Raw genomic sequence first — 16,959 nt, 5'->3', positions numbered from 1 at the left:
TCAGTCCTTCGCTCGCAGGAGGCGGACGAACCCGAGCGAGAGGGCCATCACGAGGACGACCAGCAGGAACGAGTTCGCGGCGCCGGTGCCGAGGTCGGCCCGGGTGATGTGGTTGTAGAGGTAGTAGCCCGCGGTGGTCGTGGAGTTGTACGGGCCGCCCTGGGTGACCACGAACGGCTCGGCGAACATCTGGAAGACCGCGAGGGTCTGGAGGACCACGGCGAACATGACGGTGCGCCGCAGGAGCGGCACCGTGATGCTCCACAGTTGACGGAACTTGGAGGCGCCGTCGAGTTCGGCCGCCTCGTAGATCGCGCCGTTGATGGACTGGAGCCCGGACAGCAGGATGATCACGATGAACCCGGTGGTCTTCCACAGGAACAGCAGCGCGAGCGTGGGCTTGGCCCAGGCGCTGGTGGTCAGCCAGCCGATCTCGGGGATGCCGAAGAGGCCGAGGAACGCGTTGACGGCGCCGTACCGGCCGTCGAAGAGCACGACCCAGATCTGGGCGACGGCCACGAGCGGCGTCACGAACGGGACGATGAAGGCGACGCGGTACAGGCCCCGGAGCTTCAGCTTCGCGTTGTTGAGCAGCACGGCCACGAGGATGCCGAGGACGATCTGGACCGGCACGATGAGCAGCCACAGCGCCGCGGAGTTCCCCAGGGAGCCCCAGAACGCGGGGCTCGAGAGCAGGTAGGTGTAGTTGTCCCAGCCGACCCACTCCGCGGCTCCGGTGCCGCGCCAGTTCGTGAAGCTCAGTCGGGCGGTGAAGAACAGCGGGTAGACGCTGAACGCGAGGAACACGGCGAGGAACGGCGCCACGAACACGTACGGCGCGAGGCGGCGGCGCAGGCGCGTGCCCCCGTGGCGGCGCCCGCGCCGGGGCTCCGCCGCCCGGTCGGCGGCGGAGCGGGTGGCCGGGAGGGTCGTCATTGGCGGTCGACCAGGTTCGTCTGGATGGCGTCGGTGGACTGGGTGAGCACCTCGCCGGGGGTGAGGTCGCCGTCGAGCATCCGCTGGAGGTCGTTGCCGAGGTAGTCGACGGCGCCGGCCCACCATGCGGGCGTGGGCGTGCCGCCGGGGATCTCGGCCCCGGCCTCGGTGGCGACGGCCCACAGGTCCTGGCCGCCGAGCGCGGTGATCGCCCCGTACAGCGGCGCGGCGGGGTCGGCCGCGGGCGTGTAGCTGGGGATGGAGGTGGCCAGGCCCTCGGGGTAGACGTCGCCGGGGCCCCACACGGCGGCGTACCCGGCCGGGTCGAACATGAGGAACTCGTAGAACAGCCAGGCGAGGTCGGCGTTCGCGCCGTCCCTGGGGAGGACGAACGAGGAGCCGCCCATGGCGCCGGAGCGGGCGCCGCCGGCGTCCCAGGAGGGCAGTTGGGTCGCGCGCCAGTCGCCGCTGGTCTCGGTGAGGGTCTGCTCCGGTGCGAAGCTGAACCAGATGGCCCAGGGGTAGAAGACCTGGTTGCCGTTGTCGAGTTCGGCGATGTCGGTGGGCGTCAGGTACTCGGCGCGAGTGCCCAGGCCCTCCTGCCGGACCGTGTCGAGGAAGGTGAGGATGCGCTCGAATTCGGGCGTGTCGAGGCGCAGCTGCCCGTCGGCGTCGGCGATCGAGGTGCCGAGCTGGTTCGCGTACATCTCCAGTTGGAGCTGGCCGAGGAACGGGGACTGCTCCAGGTGGATCGGGGCCGAGCCGGGGACGGCGGCCTGGTAGGCGCGGGCGGCGGCGAGGAGGTCGTCGTACGTCTCGATGGCCTCGACGTCGACGCCGGCCGCTTCGAGCGCGGTCGCGTTGTAGAACAGCAGGCCCGGGTCGAGGTCGAAGGGGACCCCGAAGATGCCGCCGTCGATGGTGTTGACGTCGAGCTTCTGCGGGGCGATGTCAGCGGCGTAAGGGGCGAGTACGTCGCTGAGGTCCCACAGGTAGTCGGCGAAGCCGCCGATCTTGGCGTCGTCGAGGAACACGCCGTCGGGCACGTCGGTGGCGGTGATGAGGGTGTTCTGGAGCTTCGCGTCGATGTCGACGGCGACGTGGTTGACCTTGATGCCCGGATAGGCGGCGTTGAAGTCGGCGATGACGCCTTCGAAGACCTCGAAGAGGTCCCCGGAGCGGTCCCAGATGGTGATCTCGCCTTCGGGGCTGTCGCCTTCGGGCGCCTTGAGGAGGCGGGACTCGTCGGAGTCCTCGCCTGCGGTGATGTCGGGGCCGCACGCCGCGAGGGCGGGGGCCGCGGCTGCGAGGCCTGCGGACGCGAGCAGTGCGCGTCGTCGGAGGTGGTGGCGTTGCATGGGCACTCCCTTGTGATTTGCCAACGTGTGCAAAATCTAGCACCCCTTTGCCGACGTTGCAAACGGTAGGATGGGCCGTATGCCGGCAACACTCCGCGACGTCGCCGAACTGGCGCAGGTCTCCGTCCGCACCGTCTCCAACGTGGTGAGCGGTTACGAGCATGTCAGCGAGCGCATGCGACAGAAGGTCCTGCGCGCCATCGAGGAGCTCGACTACCGGGCCAACCCCGTGGCGCGCACCCTCCGCACCGGGCGCACCGGAATGCTCGCGCTCGTGGTGCCCGAGATCGACGTACCGTACTTCAGCGAACTCGCCCGGGACGTGATCGACGCGGCCGCGGAGTTCGGTTACCGCGTCATGATCGACCAGACCGGCCACGACCACGAGCGCGAGCGGCGCCTGCTCATGGGCGACGACCGCACGATGCTGTTCGACGGGATCCTCTTCAGCCCGCTGGTGACCAAGTCCGAACTGCTTGACATGCACCGCTCCGAGCACATGCCGCTGGTGCTGCTCGGGGAGCACGAGTTCGACGGCCGGTTCGACCACGTGGCGATCGACAACGTACAGGCCGCGCGGGACGCCGTCGCGCACCTGGTGGCGAGCGGGCGGACCCGCATCGCCGCGATCGGCGCGCAACCGCTGGAGGAGTACTCGACGCCGCTGCTGCGCACCGCCGGCTACGAAGCGGCCCTTGAGGAAGCGGGACTCGAAGCGCCCGCGTCGTACGCGACCCCCGCGCCGCACTACAGCCGCACCGACGGGTACGAGGCGGCGACGGCGCTCATGGCGCTCTCCCCGCGCCCGGACGCGATCTTCTGCTTCTCGGACCTGCTCGCGGTCGGGGCCATGCGCGCGGTCTTCGACGCCGGGCTCAGCGTGCCCGAGGACGTGGCGGTCGTGGGGATCGACGACATCGAGGAGGGCCGGTTCGCGCGGCCGTCGCTGAGCACGGTCTCCCTCGACACGCCGTTCATCGCCCGCGAGGCGGTCCGCCGGATCGCCGCGCGGATCGAGGACCCCTCGGCCCCGGCCGAGGAGGTCGTGGCCCCGCACCGGCTCGTCGTCCGCGAGAGCACGGCCGCCGTTTAGGGCTCCGTCCCGATCGGAATCCGGCCGCGCCTTGATCAGGCACGTGGTCGATTTGCCCCCGAAACAGCCTCTTGCAACGTCGGCAAATTACTGAGATGGTGTTTGCAACGTCTGCAAAGCCGCAGGCGCCCATCTCCACAGGAGGCAACCCCCATGACGGTGACAAGACAGTGGACCGCCAAGGCGCGGCGCTGGGCCGCGCTCCTCGCGGCCGCGGTGCTGGCCGCGGCCGGCGCGCAGGCGCTCGTCGCGGCCCCGGCAGAGGCCGCGTATCCGGGCACGGTCCTCTACTCCCCCAACCTCTCCACGTTCCCCAGCGGCACCGCCGGCTACCCGCGCGCCATCGGCCTCGAGCACGACGGCTCGGCGAACGAGACGATGCTCGCCACGTTCGCCAAGGGCGGCCACAACGCCCCGACCACGCTCCCGATCTACCGCAGCACCAACGGCGGCCAGAGCTGGAGCCAGATCAGCCAGATCGGCTCGAACACCGCCGGCTGGGACCTCGAGGCCCCCACGCTCTTCGAGGTGCCGCGGAACATCAACGGGCTCAACGCGGGCGACCTGCTCGCCGCCGGGACCGCCTGGGACGTCGGCGACTACACCGCGCAGAAGGTCGAGGTCTTCAAGAGCACCGACGGCGGCTACACCTGGTCGTACCTGTCGAACTGCACCCAGACCTCGGGCCAGCCGAACTCGTGGGGCCAGGGCATCTGGGAGCCGACGTTCCTGGTGGCCGACAACAACACGCTGGCGTGCTTCATCTCCGACGAGCGGCCCTCGGGCGGCGCCACCAACAACCAGAAGATCGCGCACTACACGTCGACGAACGGCGGCGCGAGCTGGAGCTCGGGCATCCAGGACGACGTGGTCTTCCCCGCCGACAACCTGCTGCGCCCGGGCATGCAGACCTTCGCCGAGCTCCCCGACGGGCGCTTCGTCATGAGCTACGAGCTGTGCCGGGACGCGACCAACGCCGACCACGCGTGCGAGGTCTACATCAAGTTCAGCGAGGACGGCCTGAACTGGGGCGCGGCGGGCGACCGCGGCACCCTCGTGCAGACCTCGGACGACCGCGAACTCCTCCACACCCCTTACGTCTCATGGTCTCCCGGCGGCGGCCCCAACGGGACGCTGCTCATCTCCGGCCAGCGCGTGGTCGCGGGGCCGACCGGGAACAAGACCGTGCTGGAGGAGTCGGGCACGGTCCTGTTCGCGAACCGGAACCTCGGTGCGGGCGACTGGTTCGAGGCGACCGCGCCGGTCACCGTGAATCCCACGGGCGGTTACGCGAGCGGCGTGCCCTCGTGCCCGGGCTATTCGACGCCGGCGATCCCACGCGAGAACGGCACGAGCTTCCTGTACCTGGCGGCGACCTGGCTGGGGCAGAACAACCAGTGCGAGGTCCGGTTCGGCATCGGCACGCTGCCGGGCGCGACGGGCGCGGTGGTGAACCCGCAGACGGGCAAGTGCCTGGACGTGGACACGAACAGCGCGGCGAACGGGAACCGGGCGCAGATCTACGCGTGCGGGATCGCCTCGGGCCAGGACTGGTCGCGGTACGCGGACGGTTCGCTCCGGTCGTTCGGCAAGTGCCTCGACGTGGACGCGCAGGGCACGGCGAACGGCACGCCGGTGCAGCTGTGGGAGTGCAACGGCTCGGGGGCGCAGGTGTGGACCCCGCAGGCGAACGGGTCGCTGCTGAACCCGCAGTCGGGCCGGTGCCTGGACATCTCGGCCGGGGGCACCGCGGACGGGACGAAGCTCCAGATCTACGACTGCAACGGCCTGTGGACGCAGGTCTGGAACGTGCCGTCCTGAGAGGAGTCTTCAGTCCTGTCGATCTCTTGGGGTTGCGGGCGCCGCGGCGCCCGCAACCCCAAGAGTGAATGGATTACCTCGTGATCGATATAACCAGTGATCGATCGGTGTATAGCGCATGAATTCGGGCCGCATTGCCGAGATGCGGCCCGAATTCATGTCAGGGAGCGCTCTCTCACGTGACCGTGAGCGTCCACCTGCTCGGGTTGCCGTCGAAGGCGACACCGGACTGGTCCGGGATGCCGTCCGGCGTCACGTCGTCGTACGGGAAGGCGTACCCGATCGGCGAGTTCGCGTGCACCGCACGGGCGTAGTGGTTGGTGACGGGATTGGTGTAGAAGTCGGCGACGCCGGGCCCGTTCGGCTGGTCGGCGTGGCTGTGGACGGTGCTGCGGTTGAACGCCGCCGCGAGGCGCGCCAGGGCGGCCTTCTTCGCGTCGTTGTCGGTGGGGACGTTCGCGAACGGCCCGTGGTTGCAGGTGAAGACGTCCCAGGACCCGGGCTTGGCGAACGTCGAGCCGTCGTCGAAGACGAGGTTGTCGCCGTTGACGCGGCCGGTGAGCACCCCGCGCCCGCCCTGGAGGTCGATGCGCAGGTCGGTGCCGCGGTACTTCTCCCACACCTGGTCGGCGTAGCCGTTCCAGTAGTCGGCGAAGGGCATGTCCGGCTGGCCAACATGGGGGGCCATGATGTTCTGCGGGGACATGACGCGCAGGATGCCGGAGTCGCCGTGCATCACCAGGTCGCCCCACGGGTAGCCGTCCTCGGCCTGCTGGGCCTCGAGGTCGGCCGCGATGGCCTCGACCGCGCTCGCCGGCAGCGGGGCCACCGAGTGGTCGCCGTCCCCTTGCAGCCGCATCCCGATCGGGAGGGCGGTCACGAGGTCGACGTAGCTGACGTTCGCGAACAGCTGCACGTCGTTGAAGGTGAACTCGCAGAACGAGACGATCTTGCCGAAGTTGGCGTCGGCCTCGTTGTGCAGCGCGGGCTCGACGAGCGCCGGCCCGGGGTTGACGAAGAACTCCAGCTTCGACTCGCGGACGAAGTAGACGCGCGCGCCGTACATGCGCGGCAGCGTGACCACGACCGGGGCGGCGCCGGGGGCGCCGAGCGGGATCGCGGCGTCGACCGGGAGCGGGGTGTTCGGTCCCCCGGGCTCCTCGATGTAGTACGGGCCCTGCCCGGCCCGCAGGAGCATCATGCGGTCGGTCCCGAACTCGCGCCCGGTGACGTAGGCGTTGACGGCGTTGGTGTCGGTGTCGTTCACGAGCGCGAGCTCGCAAGTGGTCGGTGCGGCCGAGGCGTCCGGGACGCCGAACGAGCGCCACCAGGGGGAGCTCGCGGCGACCGCGCCGGCGGCGGCGGTCAGGGTGATCATCGCTCTGCGCGAAACCATGGAATACCTCCAAATGGTGCGACCTTGAGGAATTCGGCCGAGATTAGCATGGTTTATTTAAAGATTAAAGGGGCAATATCGTACATAAGCGCTCACCGTATGCGCTGCAAGCGCTTGCGTGTACGCATCCGACAACAGGGCTTGACCCGGACCGCACCGGGTTTGTACAGTGCTTGTTAGATCGATGTATTGAAACGATTCAGTTGACTGGGGGCTCAGTGTCCGCTCTCGCCCGTCACCCCGACTCCGTTCCGCCCCAACCCGTCCCGGTCGTCTCCCTCCGCGCGTTGAGCAAGTCCTTCGGCGCCGTCCAGGCCCTGAGCGGCGCGCGCCTGGACCTCTACGCCGGTGAGGCCCATGCGCTCGTCGGCGAGAACGGCGCCGGGAAATCGACGCTCATCAAGATCCTCGCCGGGCTGTACCGGCCCGACGCCGGATCGATCGAGCTCGACGGCGAGCCGGTGCGCTTCAGCGACACGGCGGCGGCCATGGCCGCCGGGATCGCCGTGATCTACCAGGAGCCAGCGCTGTTCGGCGATCTCACCGTCGCCGAGAACCTCTTCATCGGCCGCCAGCCCAAGGGCCGCTTCGGATTCATCGACCGGGCGGCCATGAACCGCAGGGCCGCGGCGCTGTTCGCGCGGCTCGGCGTCCCGATGGACCCCGACCGGCCGGCCAAGGGCCTGTCGATCGCCGACCAGCAGCTCGTCGAGATCGCCAAGGCCATCTCGCTGGACGCGCGCGTGCTCGTGATGGACGAGCCCACCGCCGCGCTCTCCGGCGTCGAGGTCGAACGCCTGTTCGGCGTGGTCCGGGCCCTGCGCGACGGCGATTCCGGCAGTGATGCCGATGCCGGCGGCGCGGCCGTCCTGTTCATCTCCCACCGCTTCAACGAGGTCGAGGCGCTGTGCCAGCGCGTCACGGTGATGCGCGACGGCGCCCACGTCTCCACCGACCTCCTCGCGGACGTCGGCGTCGAGGAGCTGGTGCGGCGCATGGTCGGTCGCGATCTGGGGGCGATGTTCCCCAAGCAGGAGGTCGAACCCGGCGAGGTCGTGCTCGACGTCGAGGGCCTGACGCGCACGGGCGTGTGCCGCGACGTCGGCTTCCAGGTGCGGGCCGGGGAGATCGTGGCCCTCGCCGGGCTGGTGGGCGCGGGCCGCAGCGAGGTCGTACAGGCCGTGTTCGGCGTCGAGGACCGGGACGCCGGGACCGTGCGGGTCGGCGGCCGCGAGCTCCCTTCGGGCGATCCGCGGGCCGCGATCCGCGCCGGGGTCGCCCTGGTGCCCGAGGACCGCCGCCAGCAGGGCCTGCTGCTGGACCTGTCGGTGCTGCGCAACGCGACGCTGCCGGGGCGCGGTCGCCTGTCGCGCTTCGGGTTCCTGATCGGGGGTGCGGAGCGGCGCGAGGCGGCCGAGTGGGGTGCGCGGCTGAACGCGAAGTACGGGCGGCTCACCGACGCCGCCGGGACGCTCTCGGGCGGGAACCAGCAGAAGATCGTGCTCGCGAAGTGGCTCGCGACGAATCCGAAGGTGCTCATCGTGGACGAGCCGACGCGGGGCATCGACGTGGGGACGAAGGCCGAGGTGCACCGGCTCCTGTCGGCGCTGGCCGCCGACGGGGTCGCGGTCCTCATGGTCTCGTCGGAGCTGCTGGAGGTGCTCGGGATGGCGGACCGGGTCCTGGTGATGCGCGAGGGGCGCATCGCCGGCGAGCTGTCGCGCGCCGAGGCGACCGAGGAGTCCGTGATGCGGCTCGCCACGGGTCAGGAGGCGGCCGCGTGAGCGCCGTCGGTGTGAAGGCCCGGACCGGTTCGACCGCTTTGGATCTCGTGCTGCGGTTCCGGGCACTGGGGCTGCTCGTCGCGTTGACGGCGCTGGTGGCCGTGACGACGGCGGTCAACCCGCGGTTCCTGGGCGGGCAGTCGGTGCGGGACGTGCTGTTCGCCGCCGCGATCACGGTGCTGCTCGCGTGCGGCATGACGGTGGTGGTGCTGACGAGGGGCATCGACCTGTCGGTGGGTTCGGTGCTGGGCCTGTCGGCGTACGTCACCGCGAGCGTGCTGGCCGAGTCGGGCATGCCGACGGGTCCGGCGATGGTCCTCGGCCTCGCCGTGGGCGCGGCGTGCGGGGCGCTGAACGGGGTGATCGTCCACTTCGGCAAGGTGCCGCCGCTGGTGGCGACGCTCGGCACGCTGTACGTGCTGCGCGGCGTCGTGTACTTCCTGGCGGGCGGTTCGCGCATCAACGCCTCGGACCTGCCGCGCGCCTTCCTGGACTTCGGCAACGGGCGGCTGCTCGGCGTCCCGTACCTGTTCGCGGTCGCGGTCCTCGTGCTCGTGCTGGTCGGGGTCTACCTGGGCCGGTACCGGTCCGGGCGTGACCTGTACGCGCTCGGTTCGAACCCGGAGGCGGCCCGGCTCGCAGGGCTGCCGGCCGGGCGGCGGCTCATGACCGCCTACGTGCTGTCCGGATCGCTGGCCGGCCTGGGCGGGGTGCTGTACGCGGCGCGGTTCGGCACTGTGGACGCTTCGGCCGGGTTCGGCATGGAGCTCAACGTGGTCGCGGCCGTGGTCGTGGGCGGCGTCGCGATCTTCGGCGGTTCGGGGACGGTGCTCGGCGCCGCGCTCGGGGCGCTGCTGCTCACCGTCATCAACAACGCCCTGCCGGTGCTGCGCATCGACCAGTTCTGGCAGCAGGCCATCATCGGCGCGCTCATCCTCGCCGCGATCGCGCTCGACCGGCTGGTGTCGATCCGGGCCGCGCGTGCGCTGCGACAGAAGGGGTCCCATGTCGACTGAAGCTCCGGCCCGGCGCCGCGATTCGGCCCTGCTGCGCGCCGCGACCACGTGGGACGCCGCGATCATCGGCGTGACGCTGGTGTTCCTCGTCGTCGCCGCGCAGACCGTCGAGCACTTCGGGACGGCACGCAACGCGGGGTACATCATCCTGGACCTCGCTCCGATCCTGTTGCTGGCCTTGGCGATGACGCTCATCGTGACGACCGGCGAGATCGACCTGTCGGTGGCGAGCACCGTCGGGTTGACCAGCGCGGCCATGGGCGTCATGTGGAACGCCGGCATGACGCTGGAGGCGATCATGCCGCTGGCGGTGCTCCTGGGCGCGGTGCTCGGGGCGGTGAACGGCCTGTTCATCACCGGTTTCGGACTGCCGTCGCTGGCGGTCACCATCGGTACGCTCGCGCTCTACCGCGGGCTCGCCTACGTGCTGCTGGGCGACACGGCCGTCGCGGACTGGCCGCGGCTGTTCACCGGCTGGACGCTCGGGAACATCGGGGAGGGCGCCGTCCCGAACGTGCTGGCGCCGATGGCCGTGCTCGCGATCGTGTTCGGCCTGGTCCTGCACGCCACGCCGATCGGCCGGTCGGTCTACGCGGCGGGCGCCAACCCGATCGCGGCCGCCTACACCGGGATCGCGGTGGGGCGCTTGAAGTTCTGGCTCTACGTCACCTCGGGCGCGATGGCCGGGCTGGTCGGCGTGCTGTGGACGCTCAGGTACTCCTCGGCTCGCGCCGACAACGCGTACGGCCTGGAGCTCACCGTCATCGCCGTGGTCCTGCTCGGCGGCGTGTCGATCTTCGGCGGCAAGGGGGCGCTGCCGGGCGTGCTCGCCGCGGTCGTGCTCCTGGTGTCCCTGCAGAACGCGCTCCGGCTGGCGCACGTCTCGACCGAGGCGCTCACGGTCGTGACCGGCTCGCTCCTCATCGCCGCCGTCCTCGCCCCGAACGCCGCCAGTGCCGTTCGCGGCGCCCTCCACCGACGCCGACGCCGCACCGCATGAAAGGTTCCGCCATGTCCCGCATCCGACTCCTCCGTTACACCGCACCGCTCCTCGCCCTCGCCCTGGTCGCCGCCTGCGGCGGCACGACTCGGGACGACGCGGACGACGCCGGTCCCGCCGACGAGGGCGCCAGCGCCGACCCGAACGCCGACTTCCAGACGGGCCTGTCGATCGCGATGCTGCCCAAGTCGGTCAACAACCCGTACTTCGACGCCTCCAGCAGCGGCGCCGAGGCCGCGGCGACGGCGCTGGAGGGCACGTTCGAGTACACGGGCCCGTCGGACGCCTCGGCGTCCTCGCAGGTCAGCTATATCGACACGCTCAGCCAGCAGGCGACCGACGTGATCCTGCTGTCCGCCAACGACCCCAACGCGCTGTGCTCGTCGCTGGACCAGGCCCGCGCGGGCGGGAGCGTCGTGGTCACCTTCGACTCCGATGTGGACCCGGCGTGCAGGGACCTGTTCGTGTCGCAGGTCAACAGCGACGAGGTCGGCCTCGCGCTGCTGGAGATGGCCGCCGGGCAGATCGGCGGCGACGGCGAGGTGGCGATCCTGTCGGCGACGGCCAACGCCACCAACCAGAACGCGTGGATCGACGTGATCGAGTCCGAGCTGGAGTCCAACCCGTCGTACGCCGACATCGAGCTGGTCGACGTCGTGTACGGCGACGACGAGGACGAGAAGTCGTTCTCGGAGACGCAGGGCCTGCTCCAGGCGCACCCGGACCTGTCGGCGATCATCTCGCCGACGACGGTGGGGATCGCGGCCGCGGCGAGGTACCTGTCGGGTTCGGAGTACAAGGGCGAGGTCGCGCTGACCGGGCTCGGGACGCCGAACCAGATGCGGGAGTTCGTCACCGACGGCACGGTGACCGAGTTCGCGCTGTGGGACCCGACCGCGCTGGGCGAGCTGGCCGCCTACACGGGCGCGGCCGCCGCGTCGGGCATCATCACCGGCGCCGAGGGCGAGACGTTCACCGCCGGGGACCTGGGCGAGTACACCGTGGGAGCGGACGGCGTCGTGACGCTGGGCCCGCCGACGCGGTTCAACGCCGACAACATCGGCGACTTCGACTTCTAGCGGTCGAGAAAGCGCCCGAGCGGGCGGCCTCCTGGGGAGGCCGCCCGCTCTTGTCGCCGCGGTCCGGTAAGACGGGGACTGCGCTGTCCTGCGCGCGGCGAGGTCTGGGAGCCGAGGGCGGCCCCGGCCGCCCGCTCGGGCAGGTGGCTTCGCAGGGCGATGGCGCCCTCTTCGGCGGTCCCGGCGGCCGGGACCGCCGCGGCGTTCAGCGCCGGTCTTCGGCGCGGTTCATCACGGTGCCGACCAGCGGCGTGTTGGCGTCGTCGATGCCCGCCAGCGCGGCGTCCTTGCCGCCGCCGAGGCGGCGGCGCAGTTCCCCGAGTCCCTTGGCGGTCACGCGCAGCTGGGGCGGGTCGAGCACGCGCTTCCCGCTCCTGGGGTGCGAGTGGGACTGCGGGAGCTCGGAGAGCCAGCCGGCGTTCACGGCGGACTGGTAGGCGCGCCAGCCGTGGTCGCCCTGCTGCCGGTAGGCCCAGGAGTAGGAGGCGAGGGCGCTGAAGAGGCGGTTCTGTCCGATCTGGATGGACGGGTCGCGGGAGAGGATCTTCGCGGCGTCGGACACCGAGAAGTCGCCCCGGCCGGAGGCGAGGACCTCCCAGGAGGCGGCGGACGGCGTGAGGTCGGCGACCTTGCTCTGCAGCTCCCGCTTGGCTTCGAGGGCCGCGAGGTACTTGCGGGCGACCTCGATCTCGTCGAGCGCTTCGAGGACGTCGACCTCGGGGGCCTTGACGACGAAGTAGGTCTGGGCGGCGGCGATGAGCGGGTCGCGGGCGTCGCCGTTCATGGCGATGAGGCCGGCCGCGTACCTGGTCAGGCGGTAGTCCGGGCGAGTGCCGGGGACCGGCGCGAACTCAGCGGCGGAGTCGCCGTCGGCGATCGTGCAGGAGACGGCGGCCCGGTCGACGGCGTCCTTGAACCGCTGCCAGGAGCGGAACCCCAGCAGCGGCATGAGGTCCCGGGCGAACCAGTAGGCGCCTCGCTGGTCGAGGCGTTTGGCCTGTTCGAAGAGGACGATCGTGTCGTCGGGTGCGGTGCGGGTGGGGGCCTGCGGGTTCGGAGTGGCTTCGCGCATGGTGGGCTCCGTTCTCTGGCGTTCGCCCGCCGCCGGAGGTGGTGTTCCGGGCGGAGGACTGTACTGCGTCATCTTCGATCATACGTTCGAGGTATGACAATTCCAAGCCGTCACGCACCGCGATGTCCGCAGCTCAGGAACTATTTTTCGAGTGTTCGAACGGGCCCGGTCCCGGCATGGGAAGAGCCGCCGACCCGAAGGCCGGCGGCCCGGTTCGTCCCTTATGCGTGGCCGACGGCGGAGAGGATCGCGTCGGTGAGTTCGGCGGGCTTGGTGAACTGGGGCCAGTGGCCCGTGGGGAGGTCGATGTAGCTCGCGTCCTTGACGGTGGCGAGTTCCTTGGCGAAGGGGATCTGCTGCTCGACCCAGGCGCGGACCATGGCGCTGCTGAACTCGCAGCAGATGACGGTGATCGGGACGTCGAAGCGGCGGTCGTCGCCGAGCCGCTGCTCGTCGAAGGCGACGCCCTTGGGGGTCGGGATGGCCCTGGCGCGGAATGCCTCGCGCAATTCGGGGGTGAGGTCGACGAGGTCCTCGTCCTCGAACACGTTCCAGTCCGGCAGCGGGATCTCGCCGCCGACGACGGGAAGCTCGTCGTTGATGACGCCGCCGGGGCCGAGCGGGGCGGAGTCCACATAGATCACGCGACTGACGCGATCGGGGCGGGCGTCGGCCACGGCGTGCGCGACCGCGCCGCCGCCGGAGTGGCCCACCAGGACCACGGGGCCGTCGATCGCGTCGACGGCGGCGGCGACCGCGTCGACGTGGTCGCGCAGGCCGATGCCGCTGCGGTCGGCGTCCGCCGACTCCATGCCGGGAAGCGTGAGCGCGTGCGTGCGGTGCCCGGCTTTTTCGAGGGCGGGCGCGATCTCGTCCCAGGAGGACGCGTCGAGCCAGAACCCGGGAATGAGGATGATGTCCATGCCCCCGACCCTAACGGCCGGGTACGACACTCCGGCCCACTTCCTCGCGTCGGGGGTCACCCCCTCTTGAGTCGCTCCCAGAAATCGGACACATCTGGCTGCGACCCGTCGTTGTCCATGATCGCGGACGCGGTGTATACGAGACGCAACCGAAATTTCGGTTCGCCGCTGGCGGAGATCTGCTCCTCCGTGGCGAGCCCCATGAACAACAAGTCGCTGACGAACTTCTTCCAGGCGTCTGACCCGTAATCTCGCATCCACTTCAGCCGGGAATCGTCCGGCTGGTGATCACGTAGAAGGATCACCGACTTTTCCAATCGCCTGGACATGTTGGCGAGAAAGTGGCGAGCCGCCTGTTCATCCTTCGAGGGAGCCTGAAGACTCTGAACCTCGGCATCGACGATTTCAGACCCGTACCTGTGCAACGCCTCGAGGATTTCGTCCTTCCGAACCAGGAGCACCTTGGGAAGCCAGAGTTCGATCAAGTCGGCATGGCGCATCTCGCGAAGCCCTGAAAGGTCGGAGGGTGATCCGGTGACACGGAGTTTCCTGATTTTGGTCCCTTCAAGATGAAGCCGCCAGCCAGGCGAACGAGGTAGCGAGAGGGAGGACAGGTCGCAATCGGTCATGCGTGCGCTGGTGAACCGCGTCTGGCTGAGATCCAGTTCGTCTGCGAATACGGCGCCGACGATGTCGAGCCCTGGCATCCGGCCAGTTCCTCGAATGACTGCCGACCAGAGGGACCCCAGGTTTGTCGCGGCCACAACCTGACCGGCGCCTGCCGAACTGAGTCGAAAACCGCTGATCGCCTCGGCAATAGGCTCCGGGCCGACCGCGCCTACCAATGCTGCAATGGTCGCCGACCGCCAGTGGGCCTGTGTGAGCATGGTGTGGAACAATTTGATCTGTCCGCTTTTGAGGTATTCACTTGCGGCCCCTGCCAAGAACTGGTCGAAGAACAGCTCATGTTGGAATCGAAAACGAGAAGCGGACGTCTCATCTGAGGTGGCGGCGAGACCGCAGAGCACCGTCAGCCGCTGTTTCAGGTGACGGCGCCTGCCAGTGCTGGACAGCTCCTCTCCGATCGCGCTCTCAGCGGCGATCTCCAGCTCACTGATGTCCGCCTCGCGCTCTTCGTTGCTCGCCATGAATTCCGCGACGTACTCGAACATCCGCCGCAGCTCAGCACTGCTGAGCAGTGCCGCGAGCTTTCCCTCTTCACGGTGCACGTACTTGCTCAGCAATCGCTCGGTGAGGCCGCCCTCCTCGATCTCACTCTCTTTGGGGTCCCGACAGATTTCGGCGAACACGCGCGCGAAGAACGGGAGTCCGAGGAGTTGGCGGTCCGACTCGGACAGTCCGTCGAGGCTTTCCGGCGAGACTCCGCACGCGACCAGGAACGACAGGACGTCCTCGGGAGACCAGCGCTGTATCTCCGCGATGCGGTGCCGGACCAGAGCCAGCCCCTGCTCGTTCGCCCTTTCGACGCTCGAACGATATTGGCCCATGTAGTAAGAAGAGCGGGCCGAGACGATGACCACGCCGCGTCCCCCGAGCTCACTGAGCCAGGGCCGCAGGGATCCGACGGCGTCGCTGTAACCGACGCCGCCCAGGAGCTCATCGAATCCGTCGATCAGCAGCGTCATCAGCCCGTTCCGGCAGAGAGCCTTGACACCTGCGTCAGTGAGATTTCGGGTGGACGCCACCGCGCTCGACACCACCGTCGGCAGACTGTCGAGCACTTGGCCGGTGGAGCGAACATAGAGGAATAGGGGGAGATCTGAGGGAGCTCCCTCTTCTAGCGCCTGCTCGACGGCCTGAGCGCGCGACTTCGCGGCATCCACCATCGCCCGAGTCTTGCCGATGCCGGCCTCACCGTTGATGAAGACCACCTGCGTCTGACCGCGATTGGCCTGGAGGTCCTCGTCGACCTCGCCGATGAGCTCGGCGAAGGTGCAGGCCGGCTCCAAGTGGCTGCCGTCGATGTCCGACACGATCACTTTGGCCATTCGGGTCGTGCCGCTTTCAGGTAGCGTCCAGCCGAGGGTCTCGCGTTCCTCGGCGACGAGCTGCGACTCGATCTGCTCCAGCTTCTGTCGCAGGCGAGTTGCGACCACCTGCCAGTTCGCCAGATTCCGCAAGTACTCGGAATAGGGCACCCAGTCGGATTCGTTGCTCCATTGCCTCGCGTTGTCCGGACCAAGCCGGAAGTAGTCCCGGCGGGGTTGGGTTCCGGTGCCCTCACCGGTGGCCTTGGTCCAGTAGAACTCGAATCCCTGTCCCTGATCCGAGTACACGATTTCGGAGTCGTCGTCAGCGAAGCCGTGGAGATCCCGTTCGACGTCTTTCACAAAGTGCTGCAGCGTGGCATCTTCCTGGCCTTTCGGCTTGAGAAGGCGACGCAGCTCGGATTGAATCCGTTCGTCTGAAGAGGTCACTCTCACTCGGTCGCCGCCGAAACCGAGGTACGTGGGACTGGACCCGCGAAATCGGGAGTAGACATGCCAGGTATCGCTGGTGTCCACGAAGACGAGAGGCCACAGCAGGACCTCGTCCTGTCCCCAGATGAACGACGGCCGCAGGTCCGAGGCGCTCCGTTCCTCTTGGCGCAGCTGTACTTCGGCTTCGGAGAGGCAATCGACGATGGTGTCGGAGATCCCCTTGATCAGCCCGTCGAGCGTGGCCAACTCGCTCTGACCGGTCGGTAGCGGCCCTCCGTGGCTGACATGGTCACGAAGACCCTTGAGGTTCTGCAGGCCGGGAGGTGCGTTCGGGACGTCTTGGCCATAGAGGTCCAGAGCCACTCTGATGGCCTGACCCACATGAGCCGCCGCGGCAGTGGGACAAGCATCGAGTTGCTTCAAGGCCCCCTTCAGGTAGCCACTCCACTCTCCGAGTCCGGGAGACCAGCCGAGGGCGGATGGAGTCACCCCTGCAGCCCGCACCGTCGCCAAGGCCAGCAGTGTGAGAAAGCGAAGCTCGAAGTCCAGGACCGAAAAGCCCTCGTGAATGCCGCGGGGCCGGCCCATCGTTCTCGGGGCGTAGGACGCCTCCATGTGGCGAAAGATCTTGGCTGGCGTGTCGGTCACCGGTCTCCCATCGTGAACTCGGCAGTTCTGAGGGGGCGTTCCCGCCTCGCGCAGTGAGCGCTGGACTCATTGGGGGACTCATCGTCTGCGACTGAATCTGCCGTCCGAGTAATTGACATTACGGGTTCGAACTCCTGACCGCCACAACTACTTTCACCGCTGGTCGGCTTTCACCGCAGTTGCGGGCATTTGGCATGCTGGACTTATGGACGCTCCGAGCATCGAATGGATTTCCATCGCCGTCTACGAGAACCTGCCGGGCCGCCTCCGGCCGGACGCGGCCGTGCGCGCTTGACTGCGCGATCGCGGCATCGACTGGATGCCCTTCGGCGAGTGCGAGATCCGAGCGGATCTGATCTGCTCGGCGGACCCGGAAGGTCACTGGCGCGGCT

The 16,959-nt window shown here is 69.0% G+C and carries 12 protein-coding genes; 6 read left to right on the top strand and 6 right to left on the bottom strand.

Annotation, left to right across the window (positions count from 1 at the left end):
• Together BLQ63_RS23390 and BLQ63_RS23385 are read right to left on the bottom strand one after the other, a co-directional pair.
• Positions 1–936, bottom strand: coding sequence for a carbohydrate ABC transporter permease (locus BLQ63_RS23390; RefSeq protein ID WP_091039946.1), 936 nt, complete (start codon positions 934–936; stop codon positions 1–3).
• On the bottom strand, positions 933–2,294 hold the full coding sequence (locus BLQ63_RS23385; RefSeq protein ID WP_091039945.1) for an ABC transporter substrate-binding protein: 1,362 nt from the start codon (positions 2,292–2,294) through the stop codon (positions 933–935). The genes BLQ63_RS23390 and BLQ63_RS23385 overlap by 4 nt, the downstream gene beginning before the upstream one ends.
• Positions 2,295–2,373: 79 nt before the next feature.
• Between BLQ63_RS23385 and BLQ63_RS23380 the strand changes: the two genes are divergently transcribed.
• On the top strand, positions 2,374–3,387 hold the full coding sequence (locus BLQ63_RS23380) for a LacI family DNA-binding transcriptional regulator (protein ID WP_091039944.1): 1,014 nt from the start codon (positions 2,374–2,376) through the stop codon (positions 3,385–3,387).
• A 153-nt stretch (positions 3,388–3,540) separates the two neighbouring features.
• Positions 3,541–5,208 (top strand): sialidase family protein, encoded by a 1,668-nt coding sequence (locus BLQ63_RS23375; protein ID WP_091039943.1) that lies wholly within the window; start codon positions 3,541–3,543, stop codon positions 5,206–5,208.
• 175 nt (positions 5,209–5,383) lie between these two features.
• Here the strand turns inward: BLQ63_RS23375 and BLQ63_RS23370 are convergent, their stop codons facing one another.
• Positions 5,384–6,604: a beta-1,3-glucanase family protein gene (locus tag BLQ63_RS23370; RefSeq protein ID WP_091039942.1), complete on the bottom strand. Its 1,221-nt coding sequence runs from the start codon at positions 6,602–6,604 to the stop codon at positions 5,384–5,386.
• Positions 6,605–6,891: 287 nt separating this feature from the next.
• On the opposite strand from BLQ63_RS23370, the gene BLQ63_RS23365 reads away from it, so the two are divergent.
• From BLQ63_RS23365 to rhaS, 4 genes are read left to right on the top strand one after another with little or no spacing between them, the layout of a single operon-like run.
• Positions 6,892–8,388, top strand: coding sequence for a sugar ABC transporter ATP-binding protein (locus BLQ63_RS23365; protein WP_245681069.1), 1,497 nt, complete (start codon positions 6,892–6,894; stop codon positions 8,386–8,388).
• Positions 8,385–9,404 carry an ABC transporter permease gene (locus BLQ63_RS23360; protein WP_091039940.1) on the top strand — a complete coding sequence of 340 codons (1,020 nt, stop codon included), beginning with the start codon at positions 8,385–8,387 and terminating at the stop codon, positions 9,402–9,404. The genes BLQ63_RS23365 and BLQ63_RS23360 overlap by 4 nt, the downstream gene beginning before the upstream one ends.
• Positions 9,394–10,404 (top strand): ABC transporter permease, encoded by a 1,011-nt coding sequence (locus BLQ63_RS23355; RefSeq protein WP_091039939.1) that lies wholly within the window; start codon positions 9,394–9,396, stop codon positions 10,402–10,404. Before BLQ63_RS23360 ends, BLQ63_RS23355 begins: the two co-directional genes overlap by 11 nt.
• 11 nt (positions 10,405–10,415) lie before the next feature.
• The gene (gene rhaS, locus BLQ63_RS23350) at positions 10,416–11,483 is read left to right on the top strand and encodes a rhamnose ABC transporter substrate-binding protein (protein WP_218125458.1); all 1,068 of its coding nucleotides are present in this window, start codon (positions 10,416–10,418) and stop codon (positions 11,481–11,483) included.
• Between the two features lie 205 nt (positions 11,484–11,688).
• On the opposite strand, the gene BLQ63_RS23345 is transcribed toward rhaS, so the two are convergent.
• From BLQ63_RS23345 to BLQ63_RS23335, 3 genes are all read right to left on the bottom strand, one after another.
• On the bottom strand, positions 11,689–12,555 hold the full coding sequence (locus BLQ63_RS23345) for a phage antirepressor KilAC domain-containing protein (protein ID WP_091039937.1): 867 nt from the start codon (positions 12,553–12,555) through the stop codon (positions 11,689–11,691).
• Positions 12,556–12,776: 221 nt separating this feature from the next.
• On the bottom strand, positions 12,777–13,478 hold the full coding sequence (locus BLQ63_RS23340) for an alpha/beta fold hydrolase (protein WP_091039936.1): 702 nt from the start codon (positions 13,476–13,478) through the stop codon (positions 12,777–12,779).
• A 56-nt stretch (positions 13,479–13,534) separates the two neighbouring features.
• On the bottom strand, positions 13,535–16,567 hold the full coding sequence (locus BLQ63_RS23335; protein ID WP_091039935.1) for an NACHT domain-containing protein: 3,033 nt from the start codon (positions 16,565–16,567) through the stop codon (positions 13,535–13,537).
• Positions 16,568–16,959: the final 392 nt, after the last annotated feature.

Source organism: Glycomyces harbinensis (genome assembly GCF_900101745.1).
Classification (GTDB): Bacteria; Actinomycetota; Actinomycetes; order Mycobacteriales; family Micromonosporaceae; genus Glycomyces; species Glycomyces harbinensis.
This window is presented reverse-complemented; position numbering and strand designations above follow the sequence as displayed.